The following is a 16,039-nucleotide window of genomic DNA, read 5'->3' as shown; positions in this document are numbered from 1 at the left end:
GTACCGCTCATTCCGCTTCATCGAGCGCGAGAACGGCGAAGCTCGCAAGCCAATGCTCGCCCATGTAATGCGTGGCGAGATGGGGAAGGCCTGCAGCGAGATGCTGCTGCGCCGCCGCGTGGGCAATGGCGCGTCGCTCGTCGCTTGCCGGCAAGGCGTCGCCGAGCGCGCGCCAGCACCAGGCGCGGCTGAGATTGAGGCCATCGAGATGAGCGATCTTGCCGTCGGTGCGGTCGCTGACGGTCGCAGGCCGGAACAAGGTCGCAGGCTGCCGCTCGAGCACGCGCGGCAGGAACCGATCGAACCAGGGTAGGAACACATCTAGCGGCAACAGGCGCCGCATGCACTCGGCCTCGATCAAGGCCGAGGATTGGAAATCGTCGCCGCTGGGCTCGCCCCAGGCGGGGCAATCGCGATCTTCGCCATACCAGCGCAGGCCCGTCTCGAGCAGCAGCTTGGCCAGCCCTTCGTCCTTGCTGATCTCGGCGTAGTCGGACGCCATCCGCAGGCCGAACGCTGTATTGAAGTGGGTGCCGACGCGCACGGGATAGAGCGACAGCGGCAGGAAGTCGCGAAAGCGCTGAGCAATGACGTCCGCCAACGGCGCGAGATTGCGGCCCCAACGGCCATCGGATTGCAATGCCAGCTCGGTCGCCAGCTTCAGCAGCCAGCCCCAGCCATAGGGCCGCTTGAAGCCGCGGGCGGTCGGACGGGCAAAGTAGGCGCTCTCGACAGCAACCTTCTCGGGCACGAACTGCTCGTCGAACAAGGCCCGAATATCGGATGCCGCGGCGAAATCCGGAAAGCGCCGGAGCAACCGCGCCAGCATCCAGTAGCTGTGAACGCAGGAGTGCCAGTCATAGCTGCCATAGAAGATCGGATGCAGCTGGCTTGGCGTGCGGGCGTCCGCGGGCTCGGCCAGCGCGTGGTCCACGTTGTTGGGATATTCGCGCCTGACATGGCCGAGCGCGATGCGGGCGAATTGCGTGGCTTGTTCGCGGGTGAGACGGGACGTCGTCATAGAGTGGCCTTTCGTTTGCCGCGACTAATCAACGTCTCGATCAAACGCGGCAGGATGTAGATCGGAAATTGCGTCGCGGTAAAGTATAGGGCCATGCGCGGCGAAGCGGCAGCGCCGAGCGCCGACCAGACCAGCCCGACATTGCGATTGCCGAGAATGAGGCCGACCGTCAATCGCTGGGGCAGAGTTCCCGGCAGCAACAGGGCGCCCGAGGCTTGGAGCGCAAGATTGCAGGCGAAGGCGAGCACAAGGCAGAGCGCCGCGGCCGGCACATCCGCTGCGATCTGTGCGGGGATGCCGGCCATGGTGGCCACGGCGAAAAGAACAAGCGCCGTGACGATGATCCCGTCGACGACGTCGCCACGGGCCGCCAGAACTTGCGCGGCGTGCCGGCGCAGCAGGAAGGCGACACCCTCGGCGCCGCCGATCAGCAACGCCAGCCGCAGTGCCAGCTCGGGCGCGCTGATCTCGAGCCCGCCGAACCAGCCTGCAAGCAGCGGGACCGTGACCGGAGCAAGCACCATGGACAACACCGTCACCACGAGCGGCACCGCAGCGTCGAGCCCGAGCATGCGGGCCACAGCGGCGGTGCCGCTCGACGGCGGCGCCGAGACGGCAAGCACGATCGCAAGCGCGAATTCCGTGGCAAGACCGAGGGTATGACTGGCAAAGCCGATCGCCAGCGGACAGGCGACCATGACGACGGCCGGCAGGAGCACGGATAGCGATGGCTGCCGCAGCGTCTCGACGACGGCCCTACCATCGACCCGCAACAGCGTTCCGAGCACGATCACGAAGATCGTGGCCGGCATCAGCGGACGGATCAGGTCTGCAAGGGCCGGGCATGCAAGCCCGAGCAGGACGCCAAGCGCCAGCAATGTCGGTCCGCGCGGGATGAGGCGCAGGAGTGAGGGTCGCATGCGCCTCGTCCAATCGGGTCTTCCCCATCAATAGACCACCTCGAGCGACATTCTTGAAATCGATTTTTGATATGCATACCATCGTTCAAATGAATTTAGCTTCCGTCGATCTCAATCTCCTGGTCGCCTTCGAGGCGCTCATGGAGGAGCGCAACGTGACCCGCGCCGGCGAACGCGTCGGCCTGGCGCAGCCGTCGATGAGCGGCGTCCTGACCCGCCTGCGGGCACTGTTCGGCGACGATCTGTTCGTGCGGTCCGCATCGGGCATGCAGCCGACGGCCAGGGCGCTGGCGCTGGCCCGGCCGATCAGCGAGGCGCTCGGACAGATCAGGGGCGTGCTGGCGCCCGGATCGAGCTTCGATCCTGCGACCGCCCGCCGCCGCCTCTCCATCGCGGTGACCGATTACGGCGACCTCGTCGTCATACCGCCGCTGGTCGCGGCGCTGCGACGGGAGGCGCCGGGCATCGATCTCGTGGTGCGCCCCATCATTGACGCTGCTGCGAGCGTCGCGAGCCTCGAACACGGCGACGTCGACGCATTGATCGGTGGGCATCTTCCGGCCTCGACGCGCATCACGCGCTGTACGCTGTTCGAGGAGAACTTCGTCTGCATCCGCGATGCCGGCCAGGCCAAGCGGAGAGCCAGGCTGACCAGGGACGACTATACGCGCCTCCCGCATGCCCTGTTCTCGTCGGCGGGCGGCGACGGGCTCCCCGGCGCGATCGATACGATGCTGGCCCGGCATGGGCGCAAACGCCGGACCGCCGTCACCCTCGCGCATGTCGTCGCGGTCCCGTTCGCGATCGCCGGTACCGATCTCGTGGCGACGATGGCCGAGCGTATCGCCCGCCGCTTCGCCGCAAGCGCCGGCGTGTCCGTCGTTCCGGTTCCCTATGATGTCGAGGCCTTCACCATCGACCTGCTCTACACGCGCCGCAGCACGACCGTCCCGGCGCTGCGCTGGTTCATCGAGTTGGTCAATCGCATCTGCAAGAAGCTCTGACTGGCCGCCGCCTCTGCGCCGATATGATCATTCCACAAACGTCCATTGCGACAGGAGAAACATTACTTCCGTGATGCTGCGACAACGATATCGCAGCCTGTCCGACTATCATCGCAATTGAGCCGTAGAACCAATCGCAGTCCTGCGACGTTGACCGACCGATAAAACGGGGGGCGGCACGATGGGTCCGGAGGGGCGGCACGCGATTGTCATCGGCGGGGGCGCGAGCGGCGCCCTGATGGCGTTTCAGCTCCTGAAAGCGTCTCCACCGGATCTGCGCGTAACACTGATCGAGAAACGACCCGAGATCGGCCGCGGCCTTGCCTATCATGCAGGCAATCCCGAACACCTCCTCAACGTTCGCGTATCGAACATGAGCGCGCTGCCTGATGATCCCGGGCATTTCTGGGAGTGGCTGTGCGGGCGACCCGATGGGCCGATGTGTCCTGATCCCTACTGCTTCGTTCCGCGGCAGACCTATGGCGACTATCTCGCCGACCTGATCGCGCCACTGACCTGCCCCGACGGAACACGAGGTCTCACGATCTTGCAGAACGAGTGCATCGCGATTCGCGAAACGCCCTCCGATGTCGCCGTCTTGCTCGCCGATGGAACACGGCTGACAGGTACCATGGCCGTTCTGGCCACCGGCCACGACGCCCCGGCGTCGCGCCTGCCCGGCCATGTCGATCCATGGGTCGCTCCCACTACTGCCGGCATCGACAGAAACGCAACCATGCTGATCCTCGGCATGGGTCTGTCGATGGTCGATTACGTGCTGTCCCTGCTTCGCCACGGACACCGGGGGCAGATCGTCGCCCTGTCGCGGCGCGGACTGCTGCCGAGAGCCCATCGCCGCATCGATCCGATGCGTCTCGCCGAGAGTGAAATTCCGTTCGGCGCCCGGATCGGCGCCCTGCTGCACTGGTTTCGCCGCCGTATCGAAGCGCATGCGGCAGAGGGCGGCGACTGGCGCAGCGCGATCGACGCCATCAGGCCACACACCCAGCGGCTCTGGCGGGAGTTGCCGCTGGAATCACGGCGCAGATTCCTGGAGCATGCCCGCGCCTGGTGGGACGTCCATCGCCACCGTACGGCGCCCGAGGTCGAGACTCGCATCACGGAGGCGCTTGCGAATGGACGCTTGACCGTCATCTCCGGCAAGCTCACCACCGTCACACCGAACCAATGTGGTGCGCTCGTCAGCTATCGCAGGCGCGGCCAGAGCGCGCTGTCCGAGCTTCAGGTCGGCGCGATCGTGGACTGCACCGGCATTGTCAAAGACCCGGGCGCCAGCAGCAACCCGGCGGTGCGCAGCCTGTTCGACAATGGTCTTGCGCGGATCGATCCCTTACGGATCGGCATCGAGGTTACGCCGGATTGTGCGATCGTTGGCGAACATGGATCACCATCACGACGCCTCTACGCTGTTGGCCCGCTCACCCGGGCCGCGTTCTGGGAGATCATCGCCGTACCAGATATAAGGCAGCAATGCGCGGATCTGGCGGCGCGTCTCCGGACTCTTTCGCTGTAGGGGTCACAGAGTCTCGGCCAAAATTCGCCGTAGGCGCTTTAGGTCCGGTCAATCACCTGCGCAATCTCCCAGACATGACCCGAGGGGTCCGCGAAAGACGCGGTTCGCCTTCCCCAGGGACGGTCGATCGGCCCATTGAGCAAATCGACACCAATCTCCCGGAGAGCCGCGCAGACCTGATCAACGTCAACAACCCTGATCGTCAACAGCGCGCGCGCCCCAGCGGATGACGGCCCGACAGGCAGCGGCTCGACGAGCGTCGGCGCCTGAGACACGTCGAGAAGGTTGATCAGGAGCCCGCCAAATCTGAGCACGGATGAGACCTGGTCCTCCCAGACGGTCTCAGGCGCGAAAACCTTGGCGTAGAACGCCTTCGACGATGCAATATCATCGACGAACAATGTGATGACTTCAACTTCGCCCGGCAGACCATCGACCATGTCGCCACTCCCCACCATTGCAGCGTGCTTGCGCAAGCAGCACAACCGGCCGCGCCGTGATATCTCACGAACTCACGGCGTGGGCAATTCGCGCGAGTTATGGCTCTAATTGAACAGATCCGGTTCCGCCTCGGTGATCCAGTCCCACAGTGGCTGGAAGCTGAAGTAGCCGCCCTTGTGCGTGCCGACCTGTCGCGAGGTCAGGCTGGCGATCTCATGCGGGATGGGCTTCGGCGTACCGGCGGCCTCCGCAAGCAACTGAGCACGGGCGGCATTGTCCATCGCGATGTACCACCAGGCCGCGGCCTCGATGGTCGGTCCCACCGTCAGCAGGCCGTGATTTTGCAGGATCGCGGCCTTCTTCGATCCCAGCGCCTGCGCGATCTTGCGACCTTCTTCCGCCTCCAGCACGACGCCAGAGAACGGATCGAACAGCACGTGATCCTCATAGAAGGCGCAGGAATCCTGCGTCAGCGGATCGAGCAGCCGGCCGAGCGCCGACCAGGCCTTGCCGTAAGTCGAATGGGTGTGCGCAGCCGCGATCACCTCGGGGTGCGCCGCATGAATCGCCGAATGGATCACGAAGCCGGCCTGGTTGATCGGCTTGTCGCCGATCAGGATATTGCCGTCGTGGTCGACGAGCTGAAGGTCGGACACCTTGATCTGGCTGAAATGCTTCGACAGCGGGTTGATCCAGAACCGTTCGGGGAATTCCGGATCGCGCACGGTGACATGGCCCGCGAGGCCCTGATCGAACCCGTAGCGCGAAAACAGCCGGAACGTAGCGGCGAGACGCTGCTTGCGGTGCAGCCTCTCCTCCTCGAACGTCGCCGCCGGCGTCCGCTCGACCAACGAATATTTCCTGGGCTTCTCGACAACCTTGTTCATTGTTGCGCTTCCTTTTCTAGTATTCGAGAGTCTTGTCGAAGACGTCGGCCAGCGCCACGCCATGCGCGTAGGCGTCGAGATTGACCAGTGTCTTGTCGGCCAGCCGCTTGACGTCCTCGCCGCCGGTCCACGAGACGTGCGGGGTGAGAACGACCTTGGGATGGCTATAGATGGGATCGCCATCGAGCGGCGGCTCCGGATCCGTGACATCGAGCGTGGCGCCGGCGATCCGTCCGTCATCGAGCGCCTGCAGAAGCGCTTTCTGATCGATGATCCTGCCGCGCGCGACGTTGATGAGATGCAGCGATTTTTTGGCCCGTGCCAGCACGTCGGCATTGATCAGGCGGGTGGTCTTCGTCGTCGCCGGCAGCGCCAGGACGAGATGATCGGAGACCTCGACCAGCTGCTCGATGCTGTCCACCGGCTGGATGCCCGGAAGAACGTAGGGCCAGGCCGAGCGCCTGAGAACCTTGATGTTGACGCCGAACGGCTTGACCCGCTCGGCGACGGCACGGCCGATCGCACCGAAACCCGCGATGCCGATCGTCTTGCCACTCACCGAGCCCAGCGGAGCGATTTTCCATTCCGCGCGGTTGCGCGGACGGATCTCGTGAATTCGCTTTTCGAAGCCGAGGATCGCCGCGAGAACGTATTCTGCAATAGGATCGGCCGAGATGCCGCGGCCGACCGTCACCACGGGCCCGTCGAGGAGCCACGTCGGAAAGAAATCGATGCCGGTGGATGCGGTCTGGATCCAGCGCAGGCCGAACGGCCAGCCCGCAGGCTTCTCGCCGGGCGCCTTGTTCCAGCTCGCCAGCGGCCGCGTCAGCAGCACGTCGGCTTCAGGTGCGACCTCCCACGCAGCACGACCGGCGGGATGGTCGATGATCAGCGGGCGCGACCAATGCTCGGCGAGTGCGGCGCGAACCTCCGCGCCGAGCTGGTTGATGATGATCGGCGATCGCACGCTGGTGGAGGCGCGCTTGTTTTCAATGCGGGGAGTGTTCATGTCACGCGTTCATGATGGCTTTGATGCGGACATGCTAGGCGCATGACGCAAGATAGTCTTTTCAAAGATCTTCGGCATCGGGCAACAACCGGACGACGCGCTTCGATGAGACACATGAATTCGTCTCCGCACTCGAGGCTATTCCTTCGCAGCGGCGAGCCGTTCCGCTTTTGCCTTTGCCGCAGCCTCGCCGGCGCGTCGGAAGACCGTCTCCATCAGCCATTGCTCGTTAGGAAAGCGCTCCGCCCATTCATCCCAGCCGGAGTGCTTGCGGTATTGGCCGAGACGGCCTGACGCCAGCACTTCCGCCTCGGTTACGGCAACGCGGCGATCGCAATCGGGCGCCACATAAATCGCATCCGCGCGGCAATAGAGCTCGCACATGAAACAGGTCTGGCAATCCTCGACCCGCGCCAGAACCGGCAGGCCGGCGCGGCCGGGCTCGAGCACATTGGCCGGGCAGACCTCGATGCATGCGCCGCAATCCGTGCAGCGCTCTTCGACGACGAGCTCGATCATGACGCCGCCTCGAGCTGATCGGGTCTGGTCGCCGGCGATGGACGGTCGAGCGACACCCGGATCCGATCCAGTCCGCCGCTGAGCAGGCGCGCGGCCAATCCGGGATCCTGTGCAGGAAAATCCTCGCGGCGGTGAAGTCCTCTGCTCTCGTTGCGCGCAGCAGCAGTGGCCACCGACCAGCGCGCTGTTGCAACGAGCGCCGCAGCCTCGCGCAGGGCGAGCGTGCCCGCATGCCCGTGCTCCGCCACATCGCGCCAGAGATCGTCGATGACGCGCGACGACGCGGCAAGCCCGGGGCCTGTACGGAAAAGGTTCTTGTCGAACGGATGCATCTCGGCGCGTACGCTGCTTCGAATAGCGGCGACGTCGACCGTCTGAGGTCGACCGCCTGGTCGCAGCCCGGCACGTCCGAGCGGCCGAAGCCTTTCAACCCGTCGCGCCGCGCTGCGCGCCACACGCGTCGCCGCGCGTCCGGCGAAGACGCCCGACGACAGCGCCCAGGCCGAGTTGACGTTGCCGCCGCCGGAGATCGCGCCGGCGACCTTCTCACGCGATGCGTTATCGCCGGCTACGAACAATCCCCGCACGGATGTCGCGCCATCCGTATCATGCACGCGCACGCCACCGATCCCGCGGATAGTACCATCATTGTGCAGGGTGACCTCGAACCGGTCGCGGTAGGGATCGATGCCCCAGCGGTCGAATACCAGCGGCACGTTAGGCGAGATCGTATGCAGCCTCGCCTTGATGTCATCGGGCAGACGATGCAGCGAGCAGTAAACTGGCCCGCGCTGCAGCGCGCGCGCCAGGTGGATGGTCTGGTCAGGCCCGAACGGCAGATCCAGCTGCCGCCCCTCGGCATCATAATAGGTCGCAAATGAATAGGCCATGCTGCGCGTCATCGTCGAATGCGCCGGCGCGATGGTGTAGGCGGCGGTGAATTCCATGCCGGACATCTCCGCGCCCGCCTCGGCCGCCATCAGATAGCCGTCACCCGTGTTGGTATGCGATCCCAGCAAGTGCGACAGAAAGCTGGTCCCGCCCGCCGCGAGCACCACGGCACCGGCCTCGACCCAATAGGACCGGCCGCCATCCTGCCGGCGCAGGCCACGCGCGCCGCCGATCGATCCATCGGAACGCGCCAGCAGCTCGAGAACGGGCGAATGATCGAGAATGGTGACACCGTGGCTGAGAACCTCCTGACGCAGGGCGCGCATATATTCCGGCCCGCGTACCGCGCGATGGTTCACGCGCCCCTCGTCGTCGACGCCGAACTTGTAGTAGCGCGCAAGCGTGGGCAGCGTGCGCCAGGTCTGGTCGAGGATGCGATACATCCACTCCGCTTCGCCAAGGCCAAGACCGGCATCAATTCGGTTGGCCACGGCCGCGTCGCGCGCCGCGGGAGGATCCGGCGGCACCCACCAATGGCCCGGGCCCGCTGCGGCCGTGACGCCGCTGGTGCCGCAATAGGCCTTGTCTGCCAGCACGACCTTGGCGCCCGCCTGCGCCGCTGACGTCGCCGCCCAGGCGCCCGCCATGCCGCCGCCCACAATCAACACGTCGGCCGTCAGCGACAATTCTTCGAGCGACGACGAAACCACCTTGCGCCTCCTGGCAATGGTGCAACCGCATTCCGGCATCGGGCAAATGCCGGATGCAGACGCGCGCCACCTTGTCGCAGCATGTTTGGGCGAGGCCGCGCGCAGGTCAATGAAAGGCAAAACTCTTTTCGGCATGCCACGCAAACGACTCATGCCGCCGTCGTTGAGGCCCGCATGATGAGTCTTTCAGCGTAGAACAGGTTTCTCCGCGCGCGACGGCGAACGACAAGGAGCTTTCGGGAATTTGACGGACGGGCGAAGCCGGAGTCCGTCCAACATAGCGGATGGATATCCGCTATGAACTACAAGCAGGATTACAGGCCGCGCAGCACTTCCATTTTGTTGGATGAAAGCGAACAGCGGAAACATTTCACGATTCACTTCGGCGGCAGATCGCTTTATCTCCAATCTCAGCGCAAACGAGTGCTTCCTGCTCTGATTTTGGAGAACGACGATGAACACCGCAATGCAGATGATGCCGATGCCGATGATGATGGGCGGCATGATGAACCCCGCAATGGCCGGCGGCATGATGCCGATGATGAACATGATGGGCATGGGCATGCCGATGATGATGCCCTGCCAGGTGAAGTGCACCATGACGCCGGCCGGCATGACCTGCGAAATGATGCCGACGGACCCGGCCATGAAGGACATGTTCATGAAGTGCTGCGAAAGCATGATGAGCATGATGCAGATGGGCATGCCCATGATGATGTGCTGCGGCGGCATGATGATGATGTGCATGCCGATGAAGGCTGCCTGATCGCTTTCGCCAGGCGCGATGGACGAAGGGCTGGCTCGCGCCAGCCCTTTTGCTTTTCATGCGGCGGTCTCGGCGTAGGTCATCACGAGGTAGAGAACCGCTTCGTCGGCGACGAGGTTCTTGTAGACGTGCGGCACATCGGCCTCGAACAGGACGGCATCGCCCTCGGTCAGCGTCTGCGGCTTGTCCGACCCGGCCGTGATCTCGACCACGCCCTTGGCGACGAAGAGATTCTCGCGCGTACCGGGCGCATGCGGTTCCGCCGCCTCGCGGTGAAGCGGGCCGATCCTCAGCTCGTAGAATTCGACTTGATGGTCGCCATCGAAGGGAAACAGCGCGCGCGAGGTGAACTGCCCCTGGCTGGATGTCAGCAGCTTGGCATCGCTGCGGCGCAGGACCTTTGGGCCGCGCGGCACTTCGCTCTGGAGCAGATTGGCAAAAGGCACATGGAGCGCGCTCGCGACCTTCCAAAGCAGCGCGATGGTGGGAACGCTTTCCCGGTCTCGATCTGCCCGAGCATGGCCCGGCTCACTCCCGATTGCTTGGCGAGCCGCTCAAGCGAATGACCCCGGCTGGTCCGCAGCCGACGCAAATTGCGCCCGAGGATGGCCGGCAGGTCGAGATCACTGGAGGATGATGCGTTCGTGTCCGGCGACGAAGCGACGTGCCCGCCGCTCATGAAGCATCCCACTGCACCGGCGACATGGCCGGTACCGGCATCGGCACCCAGACCCAGGTCGGCCAGAACCAGCAGAGCGGCATGGGAGCGCCCGTTGCGAATAGGCCCGTGCCGATGCTTGGCGTCGGCGCCGCTGATGCCGCGGATTGCTGCCTGCTCCGCTCCGACCGATAGGCAGCCAGATCGATAATCCGCGCTGAACTCGTAGCCTCTGTCACCTTCTTTGATCCGCGTTCGATTGCAATACGCGATATCCTAGTTGCATCGCCTTGCCCGGCAAGCCATCGCCAAACAAAACAACACGGAGCCTGTAAAGCTCGGCCACGTAGCAAAGGCTTCTCAAATTAGTGCATCCGTCAGACGCTCACTGCCCTGCGTGCGTGGTGACCGCGGGAATGTCCGCTCATCGTGGTCTTGCGGGCGCGCGCATCGAGCGCGAGAGGCGATCGATGCTCGGCCGCCGCATCGAGAAAACATTTTCTCATCACCGGACGACTGAAGAACAACAACTCTATCGAATGCGTACCTCCCAGCGCGTTTCTTTCGAAAATCGCGCAGTGACATCAGTTCACTGGACCGGCCAGCAGATTTCCTGACATGTGGCTGTCAAAGGCTGGACACACGACACGTCACGGCCCATCCGACGTGAACGCGAGAGACACGGAAATGATTGCATCGAAGTCCATTTGCGCAGCCGCGCTCGCCCTGGTGATGGCGGCCGGGGCTGTAAATGTTGCCCGCGCCGAGACGGACCAGCTTCGCATCGCCCAGCAATTCGGTATCGCCTATCTTCCGCTCATCGTCGCCAGCGAAAATGGATTGATCGAGCAAGAGGCCAAGGCGCTCGGCATCACCCCGCCCAAGATCGAGTGGCTGCGGCTCTCCGGCGCTGCGGCCATGAATGAGGCCCTCATCTCGGGCGGCCTCGACTTCGCGACGGCAGGCATCACGCCCATGATCCTGACCTGGGACAAGACGCGGACCACTGCCAAGATCATCGGTGTGGCGGCGCTGGGCTCGATGGCCAATATCCTCACCACCAACAATCCGAACATCAAGACGCTGGCGGATTTCACCGAGAAGGACCGGATCGCCCTTCCGTCGGTCAAGGTCGGCTTCCAGCCGATCGTGCTCCAGATGGCCGCGGACAAGGCGTTCGGCAAATACGACAAGCTCGACGAACTCACCGTCAGCATGCCGCATCCGGACGCGACGGCGCAGATCCTGTCCGGGCATTCGGAGATCACGGCGCACTTCACCTCGCCGCCGTTCTCGCAGCAGCAGCTGGCGAGCGGCAAGGTACATCAGGTCCTCAACAGCTACGACGTGCTCGGCGGCCCCCACACCTTCAACGTGGTTTATTCCACCACGAAGTTCGTCAACGACAATCCCAAGACGATCTTGGCGTTCGTCCGCGGCCTCGACCGCGCCAACGAATGGATCAAGGCCAATCCGAAGGACGCCGCCGCGCTCTACATCAAGGCGGAAGGCTCGAAGCTCGCGCCCGACTTCGTCGAAGGCATCATTCGCGACAAGGACGTCAACTTCACCACGGCTCCGGAAGGTGCCCAGAAGTTCGCGGATTTCGAGGCCAAGGTCGGCCTGATCAAGCAGGCGCCGGCGTCGTGGCGCGATCTGTTCTGGTCCGGCCTCGGAGAGAAGCCTGGAAGCTGACATGAACGTCGCTCCGCGACTGACGGGCCTCGCCGGCGACACTGCCTCACCGGCGCTGCTCGAACTCGACCACGTCAGCATCAGTTATCCGACGCCGGACGGCATCCTCACGGCCGTCGAGGACGTCAGCTTCAAGATCTCGGCCGGCGAACGGCTGGTCCTGCTCGGCCCGTCCGGGTGCGGCAAGTCCACGCTGCTGCGCGCCGTCGGCGGCTTTCTCAAGCCAAGCGCCGGCGAGCTGCGGATGAACGGCCGGCGGATCGGCGCCCCGGGCCCCGACCGCATGACCGTGTTTCAGGAATTCGACCAGTTGCTGCCGTGGCGCACCGTGCTCGGCAATGTGCGCTATGCGCTGGAGCGAGGGAAATCCATGCCGCGGCGGGACGCAGAAGGCGTTGCGCGCCGTTGGCTCGAGCGGGTCGGGCTGAAGAATTTCGTCGACGCCTTTCCTCACACGCTGTCGGGCGGGATGAAGCAGCGCGTGGCGATCGCGCGCGCCTTTGCGCTGGAGCCGGCGCTGCTGCTGATGGACGAGCCCTTCGCCGCGCTCGACGCGCTGACGCGGCGGCAGATGCAGGACGAGCTGCTCAAGCTGTGCGAGGAAACCGGGAACACCGCCTTGTTCGTGACCCATGGCATCGACGAGGCGATCCGTGTCGGCACTCGTATCCTGGCGCTGACGCCGCATCCCGGGCGGCTGGCCGCCACCTTCAACGTTCCGCCGGACACCCGCACGCGCGGCACCGCTGGTTTCGCCGAGCTGGAACGGCAGATCCAGGAAACCGTATTTTCTGCCCCGGAACCCAATCATGTCTGACATCGCCGCGCCAAAGCTCGTACGCGCTTCAGCGTTGCGGCGGGCCCTCGACGGCACGCCCTGGCGGCGCGTCGTCATTCTCGCCGGCTTTGCTCTCGCCTGGGAGCTCTATGCACGCTGGCTCGACAACGCACTGCTGCTGCCGACCTTGGGCGCGACACTGTCGGCGCTATGGTCTGCCATCCTGTCAGGCGAACTGCCGAACCGCGCATTGACTTCGCTCCGGGTTCTGATCACGGGCTACGCACTCGGCATTGCCGTTGCTGCGGTGCTGACGACCCTCGCCGCCTTGTCGCGCTGGGGCAACGAAGCCCTGGGCCTCTTGACGTCGATGCTCAATCCGCTTCCGGCGATCGCGCTGCTGCCCATCGCGCTTCTGTGGTTCGGTGTGGGAACGCCGAGCCTCGTCTTCGTCATCGTGCACTCGGTTCTGTGGCCGGTGGCCCTCGCCTGCTACGGCGGCTTCCTCGCGGTGCCGCCGACCCTGAGAATGGCCGGCCGCAATCTCGGCCTCTCGGGCGGCCGGTTCGTCGCGGAGATCCTGGTGCCCGCGGCGTTCCCCCAGATCCTGTCGGGCTTGCGGATCGGCTGGGCGTTCGCCTGGCGCACGCTGATCGCGGCCGAGCTGGTGTTCGGCGTCAGCGCCCGCTCCGGCGGAATTGGCTGGTTCATCTACACCAGCCGCGCGCAACTGGAGACCGCGAGCGTCTTTGCCGGGCTGCTCACGGTCATCCTGATCGGGCTCCTTGTGGAAGGCGTGATCTTCCGGAGCCTGACACGGATCACTGTCCAACGCTGGGGACAGGTGCAGACCTAGGGTGTGGCTGGCCGCCTCCGCTCAACCCTCATGGTGAACATGCGGGAATGCGTAGCGTTCGGCCAGATAGCGCAATATTCGCTCCGACGAATCCACGAAGCGCCGGCCGTTGGCGATGCCGGCGTCGTCAGGCACAGGCTGGCTGTCGTCGAAGACCAGAACCGGAAGCGACTGATGCTGCTCGCCGAGGAGCTCGACGATCGCCGTTCGCGGGCGCGCGAATGGCAGGCGATGCACCTCGATCTGCGTTGCCAGCCCGGGAAACGACGCCAGCAATCCCTCGATCGCGTTGCAGTGCGGACAGACGAAGAAGCGCCCAGGCTGCTCCGGAACTTCAAACCCCGGCTTCAACAGGAACAAGCGGTCTCCACTCATGGCGCGCTCCGCAAGTCGATATGATCCTTCAATGGCCGAACAGCCGGTAGCTCCGGTCGGCATCGCGCAAGTGCCGACTCTCATCGGTCCACCCCACCGCACGCCGATAGCTGCCCAGCACTGCAGCCTCCTTCAACGCGGCGACGTCGAGCTGTTGCGGGGTGTCGGCGAACGGAGAGACGAACAGCGCGTCCTCAGGGCAGTAGAGTTCGCACAGGAAGCAGGTCTGGCAATCGCTCTGACGCGCAATCCGGGGAATGCGGTCCGTCTTATCAAAGACGTTTGTCGGGCACACGTTGACGCAGATATCGCAAGCCGTGCACCGCTCCGTATCGATGACTTCGATCATTCGGCAGCCTCAGCGTAGTGGGGGGAAGGCAGCGGCCGCGCCGAGGTCCAGACGTCGTCGAGCCCTCCGGTCGACACATAGTGGCGATAGCGGTCGTCCTGCTCGGGATAGTCGTCGCGGCGATGCATTCCCCGGCTTTCCTGACGCGCGAGCGCACTGCGATACATCCAGCGCGCGGTCGCGAGCATGGCGGCGGCTTCGCGCGCGCGCAGCAGCCCCTGCTCGTCCGGCGCATCGGCAACCGACGCATCGGACCACAATGCATCCAGCCGACGGAGCGACTCGCCGAGTCGTCCGGCCTCGCGGAAGTAATTCAGCTCATAGGGAAACACCTCGCCCTGAACGCTTTGGGCGAGCGCGTCGCCTTGCAAGGGTCGCCCGCTGCGGGAGCGCAAACCCACAGTGCCCCGTCGGATCACCTGACGCCCGGCTGTGACGCCCAGTTGGCGCGCGAATCCCGCGGCGCCCTGCCCGGCCCAATACCCCGACGACATCGCCCAGGCGGCATTGTGGCTGCCGCCGCCGGTGAAGCCCCCGCAGATCAGTTCGCGCGTAGCAGCATCGCCTGCCGCATAGAGGCCAGGAACCGTCGTCGCGCAACTGTCATCGACAATCCGCAAGCCCCCCGTGCCCCGAACCGTGCCCTCGAGGCGAAGCGTGATGGGAAAGCGCTGTGTGAAGGGATCGATTCCAGTCCTGTCGAACGGGAGGAAGAAATTCGGCTGCGATACCCGCATGTGCTTCTGCGTCTCGGCATCCGCCTCGTCGAGCTGGGCGTAGACCGGGCCCTTGCGCAGCGCCCGCGCAATCACCGAGCGGCCGCCTTTCGACGAAGCTCCCGGAATGACGCTGCCTTGCTCATCGGTGAAGCTCGCCCAGCTGTAGAACAGCGTCTTGGTCACCGATCCGAAGGCCGGCGAGATCGCATAGGCGTTGGAGAATTCCATGCTGGTGAACTCCGCACCGGCTTCGGCGGCCAGCAGATAGCCGTCGCCGGTCAGCACGTTCGACCCGAGCGTCTTGCTGAGGAAGGCGCATCCGCCGGTGGCAATCACCACCGCCTTCGCATTGACCGTCCAACGATCGCCCTTCTGCCGTCGCAGACCGGTTGCACCCGCAACGACGCCGCTGCCGTCCACGAGCAGCTCAAGCGCCGGAGAGTGATCCAGGATCGTCACGCCGGCCTGCTTCGTCCGCTTGCGCATCAGCCGCATGTATTCCGGCCCCTGCAACGAATTCCGCTGCGGCTTGCCGTCCTCGTCGACAGGATAAGGATAGCCCCAATCGGCAAGCTGATTGCTCTGGGCGTAGGTCCGGTCCAGCACCCGCGCCATCCAGCGGCGATCCTGGAGATGACCACCAAGCTTCTCGCGGCTGGCCATCGCGGCTTCGCGCCGTTCGGGCGCGGGGTCGACATACCACACGCCGGTGCCGGCCGCCGCCGTCGCACCGGATGTGCCGCAAAAGCCCTTGTCAGCGAGCACGACGCGTGCGCCGTGCTCCGCGGCGCTGATCGCGGCCCATGTGCCCGCGGGACCGCCACCGAGCACCAGCACATCGGCGTCGAACACGACCGATCCTGCTGAACTCGACAGCCTTTCGGCACAGCTGGATGGATTCGTCATC

General features: G+C 64.8%; 20 protein-coding genes. 7 read left to right on the top strand and 13 right to left on the bottom strand.

The window, feature by feature from the left end; translation table 11 throughout:
• Positions 1-7 precede the first annotated feature (7 nt).
• Positions 8-1,021 carry a DUF2891 domain-containing protein gene (locus NLM15_RS17400; protein ID WP_254118305.1) on the bottom strand — a complete coding sequence of 338 codons (1,014 nt, stop codon included), beginning with the start codon at positions 1,019-1,021 and terminating at the stop codon, positions 8-10.
• Positions 1,018-1,941, bottom strand: a complete 924-nt coding sequence (locus tag NLM15_RS17395; RefSeq protein ID WP_254118304.1) for a hypothetical protein — start codon at positions 1,939-1,941, stop codon at positions 1,018-1,020. Before NLM15_RS17395 ends, NLM15_RS17400 begins: the two co-directional genes overlap by 4 nt.
• Before the next feature lie 89 nt (positions 1,942-2,030).
• On the opposite strand from NLM15_RS17395, the gene NLM15_RS17390 reads away from it, so the two are divergent.
• Positions 2,031-2,945 (top strand): LysR family transcriptional regulator, encoded by a 915-nt coding sequence (locus NLM15_RS17390; protein WP_254118302.1) that lies wholly within the window; start codon positions 2,031-2,033, stop codon positions 2,943-2,945.
• A gap of 181 nt (positions 2,946-3,126) precedes the next feature.
• On the top strand, positions 3,127-4,479 hold the full coding sequence (locus NLM15_RS17385; RefSeq protein WP_256565454.1) for an FAD/NAD(P)-binding protein: 1,353 nt from the start codon (positions 3,127-3,129) through the stop codon (positions 4,477-4,479).
• 38 nt (positions 4,480-4,517) lie between these two features.
• Here NLM15_RS17385 and NLM15_RS17380 read toward each other — a convergent pair whose 3' ends face one another.
• The 8 genes from NLM15_RS17380 to NLM15_RS17345 form a co-directional block, all read right to left on the bottom strand.
• The gene (locus NLM15_RS17380) at positions 4,518-4,919 is read right to left on the bottom strand and encodes a VOC family protein (RefSeq protein ID WP_254118299.1); all 402 of its coding nucleotides are present in this window, start codon (positions 4,917-4,919) and stop codon (positions 4,518-4,520) included.
• 105 nt (positions 4,920-5,024) lie between these two features.
• Positions 5,025-5,807: a class II aldolase/adducin family protein gene (locus NLM15_RS17375; RefSeq protein WP_254118298.1), complete on the bottom strand. Its 783-nt coding sequence runs from the start codon at positions 5,805-5,807 to the stop codon at positions 5,025-5,027.
• Positions 5,808-5,823: 16 nt separating this feature from the next.
• Positions 5,824-6,816: an NAD(P)-dependent oxidoreductase gene (locus NLM15_RS17370; protein ID WP_254118297.1), complete on the bottom strand. Its 993-nt coding sequence runs from the start codon at positions 6,814-6,816 to the stop codon at positions 5,824-5,826.
• A 138-nt stretch (positions 6,817-6,954) separates the two neighbouring features.
• Entirely contained in the window at positions 6,955-7,335 is a 381-nt protein-coding gene (locus tag NLM15_RS17365) for a ferredoxin family protein (protein ID WP_254118295.1), read from the bottom strand.
• The gene (locus NLM15_RS17360) at positions 7,332-8,975 is read right to left on the bottom strand and encodes an FAD-binding protein (RefSeq protein WP_375166845.1); all 1,644 of its coding nucleotides are present in this window, start codon (positions 8,973-8,975) and stop codon (positions 7,332-7,334) included. Before NLM15_RS17360 ends, NLM15_RS17365 begins: the two co-directional genes overlap by 4 nt.
• A 147-nt stretch (positions 8,976-9,122) precedes the next feature.
• Complete coding sequence (locus tag NLM15_RS17355) at positions 9,123-9,683, bottom strand: hypothetical protein (RefSeq protein WP_254118292.1); 561 nt, start codon at positions 9,681-9,683, stop codon at positions 9,123-9,125.
• A gap of 75 nt (positions 9,684-9,758) precedes the next feature.
• Positions 9,759-10,148: a cupin domain-containing protein gene (locus NLM15_RS43735; RefSeq protein WP_254118291.1), complete on the bottom strand. Its 390-nt coding sequence runs from the start codon at positions 10,146-10,148 to the stop codon at positions 9,759-9,761.
• Positions 10,070-10,381, bottom strand: coding sequence for a helix-turn-helix domain-containing protein (locus NLM15_RS17345; RefSeq protein ID WP_254118290.1), 312 nt, complete (start codon positions 10,379-10,381; stop codon positions 10,070-10,072). Before NLM15_RS17345 ends, NLM15_RS43735 begins: the two co-directional genes overlap by 79 nt.
• Here NLM15_RS17345 and NLM15_RS17340 point away from each other — a divergent pair.
• From NLM15_RS17340 to NLM15_RS17320, 5 genes are all read left to right on the top strand, one after another.
• Positions 10,367-10,555: a hypothetical protein gene (locus tag NLM15_RS17340; protein ID WP_254118289.1), complete on the top strand. Its 189-nt coding sequence runs from the start codon at positions 10,367-10,369 to the stop codon at positions 10,553-10,555. The two genes, NLM15_RS17345 and NLM15_RS17340, sit on opposite strands and share 15 nt — an antisense overlap.
• Positions 10,556-10,776: 221 nt before the next feature.
• The gene (locus NLM15_RS17335) at positions 10,777-10,977 is read left to right on the top strand and encodes a hypothetical protein (RefSeq protein WP_254118288.1); all 201 of its coding nucleotides are present in this window, start codon (positions 10,777-10,779) and stop codon (positions 10,975-10,977) included.
• Positions 10,978-11,047: 70 nt separating this feature from the next.
• A complete protein-coding gene (locus NLM15_RS17330) occupies positions 11,048-12,055 on the top strand; it encodes an ABC transporter substrate-binding protein (protein ID WP_254118286.1) in 1,008 nt (335 codons plus the stop codon).
• A 1-nt stretch (position 12,056) separates the two neighbouring features.
• Positions 12,057-12,872, top strand: a complete 816-nt coding sequence (locus tag NLM15_RS17325; RefSeq protein WP_254118284.1) for an ABC transporter ATP-binding protein — start codon at positions 12,057-12,059, stop codon at positions 12,870-12,872.
• Positions 12,865-13,689: an ABC transporter permease gene (locus tag NLM15_RS17320; RefSeq protein ID WP_254118283.1), complete on the top strand. Its 825-nt coding sequence runs from the start codon at positions 12,865-12,867 to the stop codon at positions 13,687-13,689. Before NLM15_RS17325 ends, NLM15_RS17320 begins: the two co-directional genes overlap by 8 nt.
• A 21-nt stretch (positions 13,690-13,710) precedes the next feature.
• On the opposite strand, the gene NLM15_RS17315 is transcribed toward NLM15_RS17320, so the two are convergent.
• Genes NLM15_RS17315 through NLM15_RS17305 form a run of 3 tightly spaced genes read right to left on the bottom strand, consistent with a single transcriptional unit; the run spans position 13,711 to position 16,038 of the window.
• On the bottom strand, positions 13,711-14,064 hold the full coding sequence (locus NLM15_RS17315; RefSeq protein WP_254118282.1) for a DUF3088 domain-containing protein: 354 nt from the start codon (positions 14,062-14,064) through the stop codon (positions 13,711-13,713).
• A 28-nt stretch (positions 14,065-14,092) separates the two neighbouring features.
• The gene (locus NLM15_RS17310) at positions 14,093-14,413 is read right to left on the bottom strand and encodes a ferredoxin family protein (protein WP_254118281.1); all 321 of its coding nucleotides are present in this window, start codon (positions 14,411-14,413) and stop codon (positions 14,093-14,095) included.
• A complete protein-coding gene (locus NLM15_RS17305) occupies positions 14,410-16,038 on the bottom strand; it encodes an FAD-dependent oxidoreductase (RefSeq protein WP_254118280.1) in 1,629 nt (542 codons plus the stop codon). Before NLM15_RS17305 ends, NLM15_RS17310 begins: the two co-directional genes overlap by 4 nt.
• Position 16,039: the final 1 nt, after the last annotated feature.

Source organism: Bradyrhizobium sp. CCGB20 (assembly GCF_024199855.1).
GTDB lineage: Bacteria > Pseudomonadota > Alphaproteobacteria > Rhizobiales > Xanthobacteraceae > Bradyrhizobium.
This window is presented reverse-complemented; position numbering and strand designations above follow the sequence as displayed.